The following is a 14,649-nucleotide window of genomic DNA, read 5'->3' as shown; positions in this document are numbered from 1 at the left end:
GGCAGACGGTCGGCCGGGCTCTGGCGTGTCGCGCCGTTATTTGAAGCCGTGTTCGCATGTGCCCTGCGGCAGTCGTCCTCGTCCTTTCTTGCGGACGGCGCCCTCTTAAGGCAATTCTCCCGCCACTTTTCCTGCTCCAGCGTGCTTGTGAAAACACAATAAGGCGCGGCGTGCCGCTGCCTGTCATCCGGCGACGGGTCTGCAACTGGTTGCAACTGGTTGCAACTGGTTGCAACCCGGATTGCACCTCGCAGTTCGTCGGATGCCGGGCCGCGCAAAGCCGCTCTGGAGCCGTTCAATGAAACGCATGCTGTTCAATGCGACGCAGCAGGAAGAATTGCGCGTCGCCATCGTCGATGGGCAAAAACTCATCGACATCGATATCGAAACCGCCGGCCGCGAACAGCGCAAAGGCAATATCTACAAGGGCATCGTCACACGTATCGAGCCGTCGCTCGAAGCCTGCTTCGTCAACTACGGCGAAGACCGCCACGGCTTCCTGCCGTTCAAGGAAGTCGCCCGCCAGTACTTCCGCGATGGCGTCGAAATGCGCTCCGCGCGCATCCAGGATGCATTGAAGGAAGGCCAGGAACTGATCGTTCAGGTCGAAAAGGAAGAGCGCGGCAACAAGGGCGCGGCCCTCACCACGTTTATCTCGCTCGCCGGCCGCTATCTGGTGCTGATGCCGAACAACCCGCGCGGCGGCGGCGTGTCGCGCCGCATCGAGGGCGACGACCGGCAGGAACTGCGCGAAACGATGGCGCAACTGCAACTGCCCGAGGGCATGAGCATCATCGCGCGCACGGCCGGCATCGGCCGCAGCGCCGAAGAACTGCAGTGGGACCTGAACTACCTGATGCAGCTGTGGCGCGCGATCGAGGCGGCCTCGCAAAGCGGCCAGCCCGGCACGCCGATGCTGATCTATCTCGAATCGAGCCTCGTGATCCGCGCGATCCGCGACTACTTCCAGCCCGATATCGGCGAAATCCTTATCGATACGACCGAAATCCATGACCAGGCGCGCGCCTTCATGGACATCGTGATGCCGGACAACGTCAGCAAGGTCAAGCGCTACCACGACGACGTCCCGCTCTTCTCGCGCTTCCAGATCGAGCATCAGATCGAAACCGCGTATTCGCGCACCGTGCCGCTGCCGTCGGGCGGCGCGATCGTGATCGACCATACCGAGGCGCTCGTCGCGATCGACGTGAACTCGGCGCGCGCCACCAAAGGCGCCGACATCGAGGAAACCGCGGCGCGCACGAATCTCGAAGCCGCCGACGAAGTCGCGCGCCAGCTGCGTCTGCGCGATCTGGGCGGCCTCATCGTGATCGACTTCATCGATATGGAGTCGGCCAAGAGCCAGCGTGAAGTCGAGCAGCGCCTCAAAGACGCGCTGAAGCACGACCGCGCGCGCGTGCAGATGGGCAAGATTTCGCGCTTCGGTCTGATGGAACTGTCGCGCCAGCGGCTGCGTCCGGCGCTGTCGGAAGGCAGCCACGTGACCTGCCCGCGCTGCAACGGCACCGGCCATATCCGCGATACCGAATCGTCCGCGCTGCAAGTGCTGCGGATCATTCAGGAAGAAGCGATGAAGGAGAACACCGCGGCGATCCACTGCCAGGTGCCGGTCGAAGTGACGGCCTTCCTGCTCAACGAAAAGCGCTCGGAAATCAACAAGATCGAATCGCGCTTCAAGGTCAACGTCGTGCTCGTGCCGAACAAGCACCTCGATACGCCGCACTACAAGCTCGAGCGTCTGCGTCACGACGATGTGCGCCTCGACGACCCGCGCGCGTCGTGGAAGATGGCCGAGGAAGCGGCTCGCGAACTCGAGTCGGAAACGGGTTACAGCAAGCGCACCGAGGAGGTGAAGCCGAAGCAGGAAGCGGCGGTCAAGGGCATCACGCCCGAGAAGCCGGCGCCGAGCGCACCGGTGCGAACGGCTGCGGCCACCCCGGTGCCGGTTGCGGTCACGCCGGCTTCGGGCGGCTTTATCGGATGGCTCAAGGGCCTGTTCGGCATGCAGCCGGCAGCGCCGGCCGCCCAGCCGGCTCCGGCGGAAAAGACCGCCCGGCCGGCACGCGGCGAGCGCGCCGAACGTGGCGAGCGCACGGGTGAACGCGGTGGCGAACGCGGTGGCGATCGCAACCGCCGTGGCGGCGCGGCGCGCGACAAGGTCACGCGCGGCGAAGGCGCGGCGGCCGGCGGCCGTCCGGGTCAGCAGCCGCGGCGCGAGGAGCGTGACACGCGCGAGACGCGTGGCGGCCGGGATGGTCGCGAAGGTCGCGAAGGTCGCGAAGGTCGCGACAACCGCGGTGAGGGCCGTGAAGGTCGCGAGCCGCGTGAAAGCCGCGAGCGCGACAGCCGCGAAAACCGCGTCGAGCGCGCGGAACGCGGTCAGGACCGCGCAGCCGAGCGCGTCGATACGGCGGAAGCCGGCGCGCGCGGCGAGCGCCAGGAGCGTGGCGAACGCCGTGAGCGCGCAGACCGCGTCGAGCGCGGCGAGCGGCGCCGTCAACAGCAGGAAAATGCCGACGCGCTGAGCCAGACCGAAGCGCAAGCCGCGGATACCGCCCTTCAGACTCAGGCGAACCTGACGGACGGCGTCGCGCCGGCCGACCAGGAAGTCGCGCGTGACGGCGAAGAGCGTCGCCGGCGCCGCCGCGGCCGTCGTGGCGGCCGTCGCGAGCGCGAAGAGGAAGGCGTCAACGTCAACACGGCAGCCGATGTCGCGGAAGCGGAAGGCGATAGCGCGAGCGTGCCGGCGGAAATGCCGGTGCGTGCGCCGGAATATGCGGGCCGCCATGAAACGCAGCAGCCGGCAGAGGCCGCAGTGGAAGTGGTCGTAGCGGCCGTTGCGACTCAATCGCACGTCGTCACCGAACTGCAGCCGGCCGACGAAACGCCGCCGCTCGCAGCCGAAAAGGCCGCGACGGTTCAGCACATGGAACCGGTGGCCGCGCACCCGGCGCCGGTCGTCAGCGAACCGACGGCAATGCACGCACAGCCCCAGCCGTCGGCTGCTCCGGCGCCCGTTGCGCCTGCACCGGCACCGTCGCACGTCGAGGCTGCTCCGGCTGCCGCATTCGACGCACCGTCGGCTGCGCCGCAAACTGCCGACGAAGCATCGGCGCCCGTTGCAGCCGCTTCTGCCCCTGCTTCTGCCCCGGCTTCGGCCGCGGTCGAACCGTCGGGTGCAGCGGCAACGCAGCCCGAGTCCCAATCGGCCGCGGCAGCACCGGCTCAGGTGCAAGTCGCCGCGCCGCAACCTGCAGCTCCGGCCTATGCGCCCGCGCCGCAGCAAGTCGAAGCGCCGCATACGGCAACCTCCGAAGCCGCCGAACCGGCAAGAACGACCGTTGAACCGGCACGTGAAACAGCAGCCGAGCCGGCGCCGGCGCCCGTAGCGGCGAGCGCCGCCGCTGCGAGCCCGGCTGCCGCCGTCGCGCACGAGCAGGCGTCCGTCGCGCCGCAAGCAGCACGCGCAAACGGCACGCACTCCGCGGCCGCAGCGTCGCCACAAGCGTTGCAGTCGATGCTCGAAGGCGTGGGCCTCGTCTGGGTGAACACCGATGCCGACAAGCTGCGCGCAGCACAGCAAGCCGCCGCGCAGGTCGTGCCGCCGGTGCGCGCGCCGCGCGAGCGCAAGCCGCTGCCGCCGGTCGATACCGCGCCGATGCAACAAGTCGAAACGGTGAAGCATCCGCAGTAAGGCTCGGCAGGCTGGTGGCCGAACAATCAATCGGTCGCCAGCCCCGCCAGACGGCTCCCGATGCCTGACCCGCAAAGCCCGCCGATCGGCGGGCTTTTTCACAACCAGCAGGTATTCCCCGAATCGAGCGAAAAGAAGCGTTCCGTTAGAATGAAGTCTTGGATCTCAATATTCGAACCATGTCCCGACGCATCATTCCTCTGACCGATGTCAGCGCGGTGCCGGTTTTTTCCGGTCCCGCGCAAGCGCCGCGCGGCGAGTTGCGCGACACGCTGTCGCGACCGCTGCGCGATCTGCGCATTTCAGTCACGGACCGCTGCAATTTCCGCTGCGTCTACTGCATGCCGCGCGCGGTATTCGACAAGGATTACCCGTTCCTGCCGCACAGCGCGCTGCTGACCTTCGAGGAAATCGAGCGCGTCGCGCGGCTATTCGTCGCACAGGGCGTCGAAAAGATCCGGCTGACCGGGGGCGAGCCGCTGCTGCGCAAGAACATCGAATTCCTGATCGAGCGCCTCGCGAACCTGACGACGCCGGACGGCCGCCCGCTCGATCTCACGCTGACGACCAACGGCTCGCTGCTCGCGCGCAAGGCGCGCAGCCTCAAGGACGCGGGCCTCGCGCGCGTGACGGTCAGCCTCGACGCGCTCGACGACGCGCTGTTTCGCAAGATGAACGACGCCGACTTCGCGGTTGAAGACGTGCTCGCCGGCATCGACGTCGCGCAATCGATCGGCCTTGCGCCCGTCAAGGTAAACATGGTCGTCAAGCGCGGCACGAACGACGCCGAGATCGTGCCGATGGCGCGTCATTTCAAAGGCAGCGGCGCGGTGCTGCGGTTTATCGAATATATGGATGTCGGCACGTCGAACGGCTGGAACATGGCCGAAGTGCTGCCGTCGGCCGACGTCGTCGCGCGCATCGGCGAGCAGTTTCCGCTCGTGCCGCTCGAGGCGCACAGCGCGGCGGAAACCGCGCAGCGCTGGGGCTACGCGGACGGCAGCGGCGAGATCGGCGTGATTTCGAGCGTGACGCGCGCGTTCTGCGGCACCTGCACGCGCGCACGGCTGTCGACCGAAGGCAAGGTCTATCTGTGCCTCTTCGCGTCGAACGGCCACGACTTGCGCGCGCTGCTGCGCAACGGCTCGAGCGACGACGAGATTGCGACCGCCATCGCGCATATCTGGGAAGCGCGCGCGGACCGCTATTCGCAGCTGCGCGGCAGCGCGCAGCCGGGACAGCAGGCCGAGGCGGCCGAGCGGCGCGTCGAAATGTCGTATATCGGCGGCTAACGGGAAAAAAGGACGCGACAGCGCTCACCCGCGCGACCGGCCGCCCTGTCCCACGCCCCTACGCCATCCCGCTCAAACCCATGCCGATTCCGACCGAACAGATCACCGGCCTCCTGCTCGCAGGCGGCCGCGGCATGCGCATGGGCGGCGTCGACAAGGGCTTGCAGATGCTGCGCGGCGAGCCGCTCGCGCTGCATGTATTGAGGCGCCTCGCGCCGCAAACCGGCGCGCTGCTGATCAGCGCGAACCGCAATGCGCCGCGCTATGCCGAGCTCGGCGCGCCGTTCGACGCAACGGTCATCGCCGACACGTTGCCCGACTTCCCCGGTCCGCTAGCGGGTTTGCTCGCCGGCCTGCGCGCCGCGCGCACAGGCTTTATGCTGAGCGCACCGTGCGACACGCCCGCGTTGCCCGCCGACCTCGCCGCGCGGCTCGCCGGCGCGCTCGATACCGAACACGCCGATATCGCGACCGTCGCCACGAGCAATGCGCAGCACGAGGTATCGATCCACCCGGTCTTCGCGCTCATGCGCACCGCCCTTGCCGACGATCTCGCGAGCTTTCTGGAAGCAGGCGAGCGCAAGGTACGCGCGTGGTACGCGCGCCACAAGACAGTCGAAGTCGCTTTTGCCGATGAACGTGCGTTTTACAATGTCAACTCTTTGCAAGAACTGGCCGACCTCGAACGAAACCGAGGACCAGACTGAGGGCAGCGGGCACCCGCTTTCCGCTGTCTCTGCCGCGATCGTCCGGCCACTGCCGGACCCGCATCCGGTCGCGACCTTTCCCGATTCATGACCACGTCCAACGAACTCTCACGCTGCGTAGCGCAGTTCGATCCTCAAGCTTTGCCGGTTTCGGCCGCGCAGGCGATCGTGCGCCAGTGGGCAACCCCGATCGTCGCGGCCGAGCGCGTCGCGCTCTCCGACGCGCTCGATCGGGTGCTCGCGGAAGACATCGTGTCGCCGATCGACGTGCCGGCTTACGACAATTCGGCGATGGACGGCTACGCCTTCGACGGCGCGGCGCTCGCCGCAGCGGTGCAAGCCGACGGCTCCGTTTCGCTTGCGGTGGCAGGCCGCGCGCTCGCCGGCCATCCGTTCACGGGCAATATCGACGTCGCGCAATGCGTGCGCGTCATGACGGGCGCGCTGATGCCGGCCGGCTGCGACACGGTCGTGCCGCAAGAGCAGGTGCAAGAAGTGCAAGCAGTAGAAGGGCCGCAAGCGGACCAGGCGGCCGGCGACGGTCAATCGATCCGCTTTGCCGCCGCCGCGCTGCGCGCCGGCTCGAACCGGCGCCGCGCGGGCGAAGATCTCGCACGCGGCGCGCCGGCCGTGCGCGCGGGGCGCATCCTGCGCGCCTCCGATCTCGGTCTGCTCGCGTCGCTCGGTATCGGCGAAGTCGCCGTGCGTCGCCGGCTACGCGTCGCATTCTTTTCGACCGGCGACGAATTGCGCTCGATCGGTCAGCCGCTCGAACCCGGCTGCGTCTACGACAGCAACCGCTATACGCTGCTCGCGATGCTGCGCCGCCTGAACTTCGATGCAATCGACCTCGGTGTCGTGCGCGACGAACCGGCAGCGCTCGAGAAAGCGCTGCTGACCGCGGCAGCCAGCGCCGACGTGATCCTGACGTCGGGTGGCGTATCGGTCGGCGACGCGGATCTGACGAAGCAGCTTTCGCGCGCGCTCGGCGACGTCGCATTCTGGAGTCTCGCGATGCGGCCGGGCCGGCCGATGGCGTTTGGCCGCGTATGGTCGGGCGGCCGTGCCGGCGTCGGCGACCCTGCGCTCTTCTTCGGCCTGCCCGGCAATCCGGTCGCGGTCATGGTCACGTTCTATCAGATCGTGCGCGACGCGCTGCTGATCATGGCGGGCGCCACGCCGCAGCCCGCGCCCGTGCTGCACGCGATATCGGCGGTGCCGATCCGCAAGCGTCCCGGCCGCACGGAATTTCAGCGCGGCACCGCGCAGCGCGCCGCCGACGGCCGCTGGCACGTCGCACCGACCGGTTCGCAAGGCTCGGGCGTGTTGAGCTCGATGAGCGAAGCGAACTGCTTTATCGTGCTCGCGCATGACCAGCCGGACGTCGATGCGGGCGACACTGTCGATATCATGCTTTTCGACGGTTTAATCTGACACACGCGCATTTGCGTATAAATTTGCGATCACGACACGCGCCAGAACAAGACCGACCACATTGCTCACTACGCGACTCACGGGTACGACCTCAATGAAAAAACAGATCTCGTCCATCGCACCGGGACAAACCGCCAAAGCGCTGATCCTCGTCTATCTGACGTTCAGCGTGCCGATCGTGCTGCTCGGCGTGCTCGTCGCGTTTATCCGTTACGGCTCGGTCGAACTCTCGACAGTGTTCAGCGCACTGCTGCTCAACGCGATTCTCGGCTTCGTGCTGCTGTGGATCGCCTGTCACGCGTATAACTGGGTCGCGTCGCGCTTCGGCGGGATCGAGATCCAGTTGAGCGACGTGCCCGAGGAAGCATGATGGCGGCGGCCATTCGCGCGGCAGCGCCGGCCGACGTCGGCGCGATGCGCGCGCTCATGTACGAGCTCGCCGAATACGAAAAGCTCACGCATCTGTTCATCGCGACCGATGCGGATCTGCATGACGCGCTGTTCGGCGCGCGGCCGTCGGCCGAAGCGCTCGTCGCGGAAAACGACGGCCGTATCGTCGGCTACGCGCTGTTCTTCCACAACTACTCGACCTTCCTCGGCCGCCGTGGGCTGTATCTCGAAGATCTGTATGTGCAGCCGTCGCAGCGCGGCAGCGGGCTCGGCTCGGCAATGCTGCGGCATCTCGCGGCCCTCGCGGTCGAGCGGCAGTGCGGGCGTTTCGAATGGTCGGTGCTCGACTGGAACCAGACGGCGATCGACTTCTACGAAAGAATGGGCGCGAACGTGCTGCCCGACTGGCGCATCGTGCGGATTACCGGCGACGCGCTTGCACAGCTTGCAGCGCGCGCCGGGCAGAAGTAGCGGCGTGAAGCTGGTGTGAAGCGGTTGTGAAGCGGCTGTGAAGCGGCTGTGAAATAAGCGCCGCGGCAGCGCGAACGCTGCGGGAAGACGCCGGTCGGCACGACCGGTCCCGCTCCACCGCCGCTGCTCAAGGTTCGTCGGCGTCCGACCCGGACAATGCATCGCCGAGCAATTCACGCGCTTCTTCCCCCGGCAACGCTTCGACATCGCGCAATTTGCGGTTCATCGCGCGCGTGCGCACTTCGGCTTTTTCGATCGAGCGCGTCACCGTTTCGAGTTGCGCCTTCGTCTTGGCGAGCACATCGCCGAACTGACCGAACTCGGTCTTCACCGCGCCCAGCACTTGCCAGACCTCGCTCGAGCGCTGCTCGATCGCCAGTGTGCGGAAGCCCATCTGCAGGCTATTGAGCAACGCGGTCAGCGTCGTCGGGCCGGCCACCGTCACGCGATAGTCGCGCTGCAGCAGGTCGGTCAGACCCGGCCGGCGCAACACTTCCGCATACAGCCCTTCGGTCGGCAGGAACAGCAGCGCGAAATCGGTGGTGTGCGGCGGCGCGACATACTTTTCGGCGATCGTGCGAGCCTCGCCGCGAATGCGCGCCTCGAGCGCGCGCGATGCCTCTTCGACCGCGACCGGGTCCGCGCGCTCCTGCGCTTCGATCAACCGCTCATAGTCTTCGCGCGGGAATTTCGCATCGACCGGCAGCCACACCGGTTCCGCGGCGCCGTCGGCCGACGGCTTGCCGGGCAGCCGGATTGCGAATTCGACGCGCTCCGCGCTCTTCGGCTTCGTCGCCACGTTCTTCGCGTACTGATCGGCCGTGAGCATCTGCTCGAGCAGGGCTTCGAGCTGCACTTCGCCCCACGTCCCACGTGTCTTCACATTGGTCAGCACCTTCTTCAGGTCGCCGACGCCGGCCGCGAGCGTCTGCATTTCGCCAAGCCCGCGATGCACCTGCTCGAGCCGCTCGGACACGAGCTTGAACGATTCGCCGAGACGCTGCTCGAGCGTCGCATGCAGCTTTTCGTCGACTGTGCGGCGCATCTCTTCGAGCTTCGTCGCGTTGTTCGCTTCGATATCCTTCAAGCGCTGTTCGATGGTCGCGCGCACTTCCGCAAAGCGCCGGTCGTTCGCTTCGGTCATTTGCGCGAGCTGCTGCGTCAGCGTGTCGCCAAAACGCTTCAGCGTGACGCCCTGCTCGTCGCGCGCCTGTTGCGCCTGCACCTGCAGGCTCTGCCGCACCGCGTCGAGCTGTTGCGCGTTTGTTTCGGTAAGCTTCAGGAGTTGCTGCGCGAAGCCGTCGATCTTGCCGCTTTGCACGCTCGTCATGCTCGTAAACTGCGCGGCAAGTGTCTGCTGAAACTGCGAGAAGCCTCCCGCAAGTTCGGTGCGCGACACGCGCGCGGTTTCGGTGATGTCGTTGCGCAGCTCGCGTTCGACGCGCTCGAACTCGCGCGCCTGCGCGTCGGTGCTCGATGCGATACGTCCGCTCAATTCGTCGAAACGATCGCCGTCGCGCGCTTGCGAGCCCGCGCGCATCAACACGACGAGCGCGATCACCAGCGCAACCGCGAGAACGACGACTGCCGCCAGCAATGCCGTGATCATGAACGCGCCTTCCCGATCACGTCCGGGTTGATCGGATTCGGCGGCTGACCGGCCCGCGGCCCCACGCCGAGGCCTGCGATCAGATTGTCTGCGGCGAGATTGGCCATCGCACGGCGCGTCGATTCGGTCGCGCTTGCGATATGCGGCGTGAGCACGACATTCGGCACCGTGAGCAGCGCCGGATTCACGCTCGGCTCGCCTTCGAACACATCGAGGCCGGCGGCCGCGATCCGTTTCGCGCGCAACGCCTCGGCCAGCGCCGCATCGTCGACGATGCCGCCGCGCGCGATATTGGTCAGCGTCGCGGTCGGCTTCATCTGCGCGAGTTCGGCCGCGCCGATCGTATGGTGACTCGCGGCGCTGTATGGCAGGACGAGCACGACGTGGTCAGCGCGCTTCAACAGTTCTTCCTTCGACACGTACTGCGCATTCAACTCCGCCTCGATCTCGGGCGCGACACGCGACCGGTTGTGGTAGATCACCTGCATGTTGAAGCCGCGCGCGCGGCGCGCGAGCGCCTGGCCGATGCGGCCCATGCCGATTACACCGAGCGTCGAGCCATAAACGTCGGCGCCGAGAAAGCTGTCGTAGCCCCACTTCTTCCAGTGACCCGCGCGCAACCAGTGCTCCGATTCGGTAACGCGTCGCGCAGTCGCCATCATCAGCGCCCAGCCGAAGTCGGCCGTCGCTTCGTTCAGTACGTCGGGCGTGTTCGTGCCGAGCACATTCGCCGCGTTGAAGGCGGCCATATCGAAGTTGTTGTAGCCGACCGCCATATTCGACACGACACGCAGGCGCGGCGCAGCCGCGAACGTCGCGGCGCCGATCGGCTCGCCGGCCGTCAGTGCGCCGTCTTTATCGGCGAGGCGCTCGAGCAACGCATCGTTGCCGAGCACGTCGCCATTGTTCCAGTCGACCTCGAAATGCTGCTTGAGCCGATCGATCACATCAGGAAAAATCGGGCGTGCGACGAGGATTTTTTGCTTTGCCATTTCCGTATTCTCCGAATAATGCGCGGCATCGCGGCCGCTTATCGATTGCCGAACGATGCTGCGTCCATGAGCGCGCTGTGAGCCGCTTCAGAAAAACAACCATGTCGTCGCGATAAACAACGGTATGAGCACCGCGCCCGACCACGCGAGATACGCGAAGAAACCGGGCATCCGTACGCCGCGCGATTCCGCGATTGCCTTCACCATGAAATTGGGCGCATTGCCGATATAGCTGTTCGCGCCCATGAACACCGCGCCGGCCGAAATCGCCGCCAGCGTCGACGCGCCCGCGGTCATCAGGTGCCGCGCATCGCCGCCTGCCAGATTGAAAAATACGAGGTAGGTCGGCGCATTATCGAGGAACGACGACAGCAGGCCCGTCGCCCAGAAGTACATCGCATTGCGCGGCTCGCCCGCCGCGTCGTTGACCAGATGCACGACGCCCGCGAACGCGCCGGCCTCTCCCGCGCGCAGCATCATGATGACCGGCGCGATCGTCACGAAGATGCCCGCGAACAGCTTGGCGACCTCTTCGATCGGCGCCCAGTCGAACGCATTTCCCTTGCGCGCAGAACGTGGCGTAAGCGCGAGCGACAGCAGCGCGACGACGATCAGCGCCACGTCGCGCACCGCGTTCTGCAGTTCGACACGCGCGCCGGCCAGATCGAACGCGATGCCGGGCTTCCACAGACCGCTCATCAGCACGAGCGCGATCACCAGCGCGAGCAGCACGAAGTTGATCTTGCCGTCGATGAAGAATACGCGAGAATCGGGCGTCGGGTCGAGAAACGGCTTGCGCGTCTCGCCGCTGCCGCCGTGGCGGCGGAAGTAGTACGAGTCGAGCGCATAGAACGCCGTGAGCAGCACCGCGCAGATGAACAGCATCGGCAGCGCGAGATGCACGGTGGTCCAGAAAAAATCCACGCCATTCAGAAAGCCGAGGAACAGCGGCGGATCGCCGAGCGGCGACAGCGAACCGCCGGCATTCGCGACCAGAAAAATAAAGAACACCACGACGTGCACGACGTGCTTGCGGTTATCGTTCGCGCGCAACAGCGGACGAATCAGCAGCATCGCCGCGCCGGTCGTGCCCATGATGCTCGCGAGCAGCGTGCCGAGCGCGAGCATGCCCGTATTAAGCCGCGGCGATCCGTGCAGGTTGCCGTTGATACAGATACCGCCCGCCACCGTGTAAAGCGTGGCGAGCAGCACGATGAACGGCAGATATTCCTCGAAGACCGCGTGCATCAGCGTGCCGAACGCCGCCTGGGGGCCGAACGCGACGGCGAACGGCACGAGCAGCGCAAGCGCCCAGCCGGCCGAAATCTTGCCGAAGTGGCGATGCCAGAACGACGCTGCGACGAGCGGAAAAACCGCGATGGAAAGCAGCATGCAGGCGAACGGCAGGCCCCACCACGCGGACAGCGCAGCGCCGTCGACGCTTGCCGCGAACGCGTGTTGCGGCCACGCAGCGCATGCGATCGCGAGTGTGGCTAGCGCGCGAGGCACGGCCGCGCGCGCGGCGAGTGCCGTGGCATTGAACAGAGTGGAAAAAGACACTAACAAGCGGACTGAAAAGCGGACTGAAAAGCGGACTAACAGACGGGAGAAAACACGGCTGAACAACCAGCCAAACGAAGCGAGCAACGAGACGCTCACGCGCCGCGTACGACGATCACATGCACGCGATATGGCCCATGCGCACCGAGCACCACCGTCTGTTCGATGTCGGCGGTACGCGACGGCCCCGATACGAAGTTCGTTGCGCGCGGCAACTCGCCGCCGCGTTCTTTGCGCACGAGATCGAACACGTCCTCGTGGCAGCCGACGATACGCGACGCAGGCACGATCGCGATATGCGTTTCGGGCAGCAGCCCTGCCGACGCATAGGTTTCGGCCCCCGACATCAAAACCACCGTGCCGGTCTCGGCGATCGCGCAGTAGCAGCCTGTCAGACCGACCTTGTCGGAATCGACGGGCTTGCGAAATTCGACAGTGATGCCCGCCGCGGCCCATTGCATGTCCTGCAGCGTCTGCCACGCGATCGCGTGCACAGCCAAGCCCTGTTCGTTCAGATACCGGTACGCGGCGGCGGGAACGTCGGCCAGCGTTTCGACGGTGTCCACGGTGCTCACCATCAGCTGCGCGCGCTCGACGAAGCATGCGACGAGATCGTCGGGCAACGGCGGCCGCGGGCCGCGCGGGTGGCTTGCGATATAGCGCTCTACCGCGTCACGCTCGCCGGCGGCCGGTTCGGGCGCGCGCCCCTGCGCCGCGCGAATGCGCGCGAGGATGTTGCGGCGGGCGGTGGATGTGTCCATGAGCGAAGTCCCCGTATCGTGGCTGATGCGATGAAGCGACATCGGCGGATTATACCGGCCGGTCCTTGCGCGTAACACCCGGCCATCCGGCTAATGCACACGCCGCGAATGGCGGCGTAGCATCACTGCGAGATCACTTTCCGGTGTCGAACCCGTCGTCGTCGGCGGGCTGCGGAATGCCGAACACCTGGCGCAGATAGGCGAGATAGGCCTTGTCCTCGCACATGTTCTTGCCGGGCGAATCGGACAGTTTCGCAACCGGCTGGCCGTTGCAGCGAACCATCTTGATCACGATCTGCAGCGGCCGGTAGCCGAGATCGTTGGTCAGATTCGTGCCGACGCCGAACGCGAGCTTGCAGCGGCCGCGAAAGCGCTCGTACAGCTGCAGCACCTTCGGAATGTCGAGCGCGTCGGAAAACACAAGCACCTTCGTGCGCGGGTCGCAGCGATTGTCTTCATAGTGTTTGAGGAGCCGCTCGCCCCAGTCGAACGGGTCGCCGGAATCGTGGCGCGCGCCGTCGAAGAGCTTGCAGAAGTACATGTCGAAGTCGCGCAGGAACGCCTGCATGCCGTACACGTCGGACAGCGCGATGCCGAGGTCGCCGCGATATTCCTTGGCCCACATCTCGAAGCCGTAGATCTGCGAATCGCGCAGCCGAGGCCCGAGCGCCTGGCATGCCTGCAGATACTCGTGCGCCATCGTGCCGAGCGGCGTCAGGCCGTGCTTCATCGCATAGTAGACGTTGCTCGTGCCGGCGAACTGCTCGGCAAGCCCGTCTTTCAGCGTGAGCAGGATTTCCTCGTGCCACTGCTTCGAAAAGCGGCGGCGCGTGCCGTAGTCGGCGATCTTGCAGTCGGCGAATTCGGGCCGCGCGCCGAGCATCGCGATCTTGCTCTTGAGCCGCTCGCGGCCTTCGAGATAGTCGGGCTCCTGCTGCGTATTGCGGAAATACACTTCGTTGACGATCGCCAGCACCGGCACTTCGAAAAGAATCGTGTGCAGCCACGGTCCCGTGATGTCGATATCGATCTCGCCATTGCCCTTCGCGGACGGCGTGATCGTGATGTACTTCTCGTTCAGGTGAAAGAGCGCGAGGAACTCGACGAAGTCGCCTTTGATAAACCGCATCCGGCGCAGATAGTCGAGTTCGCCGTCGCTGAAACGCAGCTGGCAAAGCTTGCGCACTTCGCTGCGAATCTCGTCGATATACGGCACGAGATCGATGTTCGGCGTACGGCAGCGAAACCGGTATTCGACGCTGGCCGCCGGAAAGTGATGCAGTACGACCTGCATCATCGTGAACTTGTACAGATCGGTATCGAGCAGCGAGGTGATGATCATGAGGTAACGGGCAAGACCGCGGATGAACGACGATTGCTATGGTCAGTGTATTCGAATGTAAAGCAGCGAATGTGAAGCAGCGGACGTAAACCAGCGGACGCAAACCGGCGTCGCATCGCGCGAACAGGCGGATGTTACCCGATGGTGCGAGCGGCAGCCGGTCCGCTGAAACCGGCCTGCCGGGCAGGCCATAAACTAATCACCAAACGGTATAAGGGCAGGGGAACTGTGCCGCATGCGCCTGTTGACGTTACGTTACAATAGCTTTTTTGGCGTTTTGCCATCCCCAATATCCCCCATAAAGTCGGATCGTAGCCATGTCGTTCTGTGAGCCAAGGAGTTGGTAGAATGTTTTGTCTTCCTAAGACCGCTTAGC

11 protein-coding genes are annotated in these 14,649 nt (G+C 65.6%); 6 read left to right on the top strand and 5 right to left on the bottom strand.

Annotation, left to right across the window (positions count from 1 at the left end; translation table 11 throughout):
- The first annotated feature begins 298 nt into the window (after positions 1-298).
- From QYH69_RS20965 to QYH69_RS20940, 6 genes are all read left to right on the top strand, one after another.
- Complete coding sequence (locus tag QYH69_RS20965) at positions 299-3,715, top strand: Rne/Rng family ribonuclease (RefSeq protein WP_308833719.1); 3,417 nt, start codon at positions 299-301, stop codon at positions 3,713-3,715.
- Positions 3,716-3,894: 179 nt separating this feature from the next.
- A complete protein-coding gene (gene moaA / locus QYH69_RS20960) occupies positions 3,895-5,007 on the top strand; it encodes a GTP 3',8-cyclase MoaA (RefSeq protein WP_308833718.1) in 1,113 nt (370 codons plus the stop codon).
- Between the two features lie 80 nt (positions 5,008-5,087).
- Positions 5,088-5,714, top strand: a complete 627-nt coding sequence (gene mobA, locus QYH69_RS20955; RefSeq protein ID WP_308833717.1) for a molybdenum cofactor guanylyltransferase MobA — start codon at positions 5,088-5,090, stop codon at positions 5,712-5,714.
- Between the two features lie 87 nt (positions 5,715-5,801).
- Entirely contained in the window at positions 5,802-7,148 is a 1,347-nt protein-coding gene (gene glp / locus QYH69_RS20950; protein WP_308833716.1) for a gephyrin-like molybdotransferase Glp, read from the top strand.
- Positions 7,149-7,242: 94 nt separating this feature from the next.
- Positions 7,243-7,518, top strand: coding sequence for a hypothetical protein (locus tag QYH69_RS20945; protein WP_075157757.1), 276 nt, complete (start codon positions 7,243-7,245; stop codon positions 7,516-7,518).
- Positions 7,518-8,009, top strand: a complete 492-nt coding sequence (locus QYH69_RS20940; RefSeq protein ID WP_308833811.1) for a GNAT family N-acetyltransferase — start codon at positions 7,518-7,520, stop codon at positions 8,007-8,009. The genes QYH69_RS20945 and QYH69_RS20940 overlap by 1 nt, the downstream gene beginning before the upstream one ends.
- Before the next feature lie 127 nt (positions 8,010-8,136).
- Here QYH69_RS20940 and QYH69_RS20935 read toward each other — a convergent pair whose 3' ends face one another.
- The 5 genes from QYH69_RS20935 to pncB all read right to left on the bottom strand — a co-directional run bounded on the left by QYH69_RS20935 (position 8,137) and on the right by pncB (position 14,273).
- The gene (locus QYH69_RS20935) at positions 8,137-9,618 is read right to left on the bottom strand and encodes a DNA recombination protein RmuC (protein WP_308833715.1); all 1,482 of its coding nucleotides are present in this window, start codon (positions 9,616-9,618) and stop codon (positions 8,137-8,139) included.
- Entirely contained in the window at positions 9,615-10,610 is a 996-nt protein-coding gene (locus tag QYH69_RS20930) for a D-glycerate dehydrogenase (protein ID WP_308833714.1), read from the bottom strand. The genes QYH69_RS20935 and QYH69_RS20930 overlap by 4 nt, the downstream gene beginning before the upstream one ends.
- Positions 10,611-10,697: 87 nt before the next feature.
- Positions 10,698-12,119 (bottom strand): sodium:proton antiporter, encoded by a 1,422-nt coding sequence (locus QYH69_RS20925; RefSeq protein WP_308833810.1) that lies wholly within the window; start codon positions 12,117-12,119, stop codon positions 10,698-10,700.
- A 146-nt stretch (positions 12,120-12,265) separates the two neighbouring features.
- The gene (locus tag QYH69_RS20920; RefSeq protein WP_308833713.1) at positions 12,266-12,931 is read right to left on the bottom strand and encodes a lactate utilization protein C; all 666 of its coding nucleotides are present in this window, start codon (positions 12,929-12,931) and stop codon (positions 12,266-12,268) included.
- A gap of 133 nt (positions 12,932-13,064) precedes the next feature.
- On the bottom strand, positions 13,065-14,273 hold the full coding sequence (gene pncB, locus QYH69_RS20915) for a nicotinate phosphoribosyltransferase (RefSeq protein WP_308833712.1): 1,209 nt from the start codon (positions 14,271-14,273) through the stop codon (positions 13,065-13,067).
- Between the last annotated feature and the right edge of the window lie 376 nt (positions 14,274-14,649).

This window comes from Paraburkholderia sp. SARCC-3016, assembly GCF_031119615.1.
Lineage (GTDB): Bacteria > Pseudomonadota > Gammaproteobacteria > Burkholderiales > Burkholderiaceae > Paraburkholderia.
The sequence above is the reverse complement of the archived record's forward strand: the minus strand, read 5'-3'. Positions and strand labels throughout refer to the sequence as shown.

Bases quoted from the DNA above. Each gene is read 5' to 3' on its own strand.
- QYH69_RS20965 (WP_308833719.1), top strand. From the start codon at position 299: ATGAAACGCATGCTGTTCAATGCGACGCAGCAGGAAGAATTGCGCGTC.
- moaA (WP_308833718.1), top strand. From the start codon at position 3,895: ATGTCCCGACGCATCATTCCTCTGACCGATGTCAGCGCGGTGCCGGTT.
- mobA (WP_308833717.1), top strand. From the start codon at position 5,088: ATGCCGATTCCGACCGAACAGATCACCGGCCTCCTGCTCGCAGGCGGC.
- glp (WP_308833716.1), top strand. From the start codon at position 5,802: ATGACCACGTCCAACGAACTCTCACGCTGCGTAGCGCAGTTCGATCCT.
- QYH69_RS20945 (WP_075157757.1), top strand. From the start codon at position 7,243: ATGAAAAAACAGATCTCGTCCATCGCACCGGGACAAACCGCCAAAGCG.
- QYH69_RS20940 (WP_308833811.1), top strand. From the start codon at position 7,518: ATGGCGGCGGCCATTCGCGCGGCAGCGCCGGCCGACGTCGGCGCGATG.
- QYH69_RS20935 (WP_308833715.1), bottom strand. From the start codon at position 9,618: ATGATCACGGCATTGCTGGCGGCAGTCGTCGTTCTCGCGGTTGCGCTG.
- QYH69_RS20930 (WP_308833714.1), bottom strand. From the start codon at position 10,610: ATGGCAAAGCAAAAAATCCTCGTCGCACGCCCGATTTTTCCTGATGTG.
- QYH69_RS20920 (WP_308833713.1), bottom strand. From the start codon at position 12,931: ATGGACACATCCACCGCCCGCCGCAACATCCTCGCGCGCATTCGCGCG.
- pncB (WP_308833712.1), bottom strand. From the start codon at position 14,273: ATGATCATCACCTCGCTGCTCGATACCGATCTGTACAAGTTCACGATG.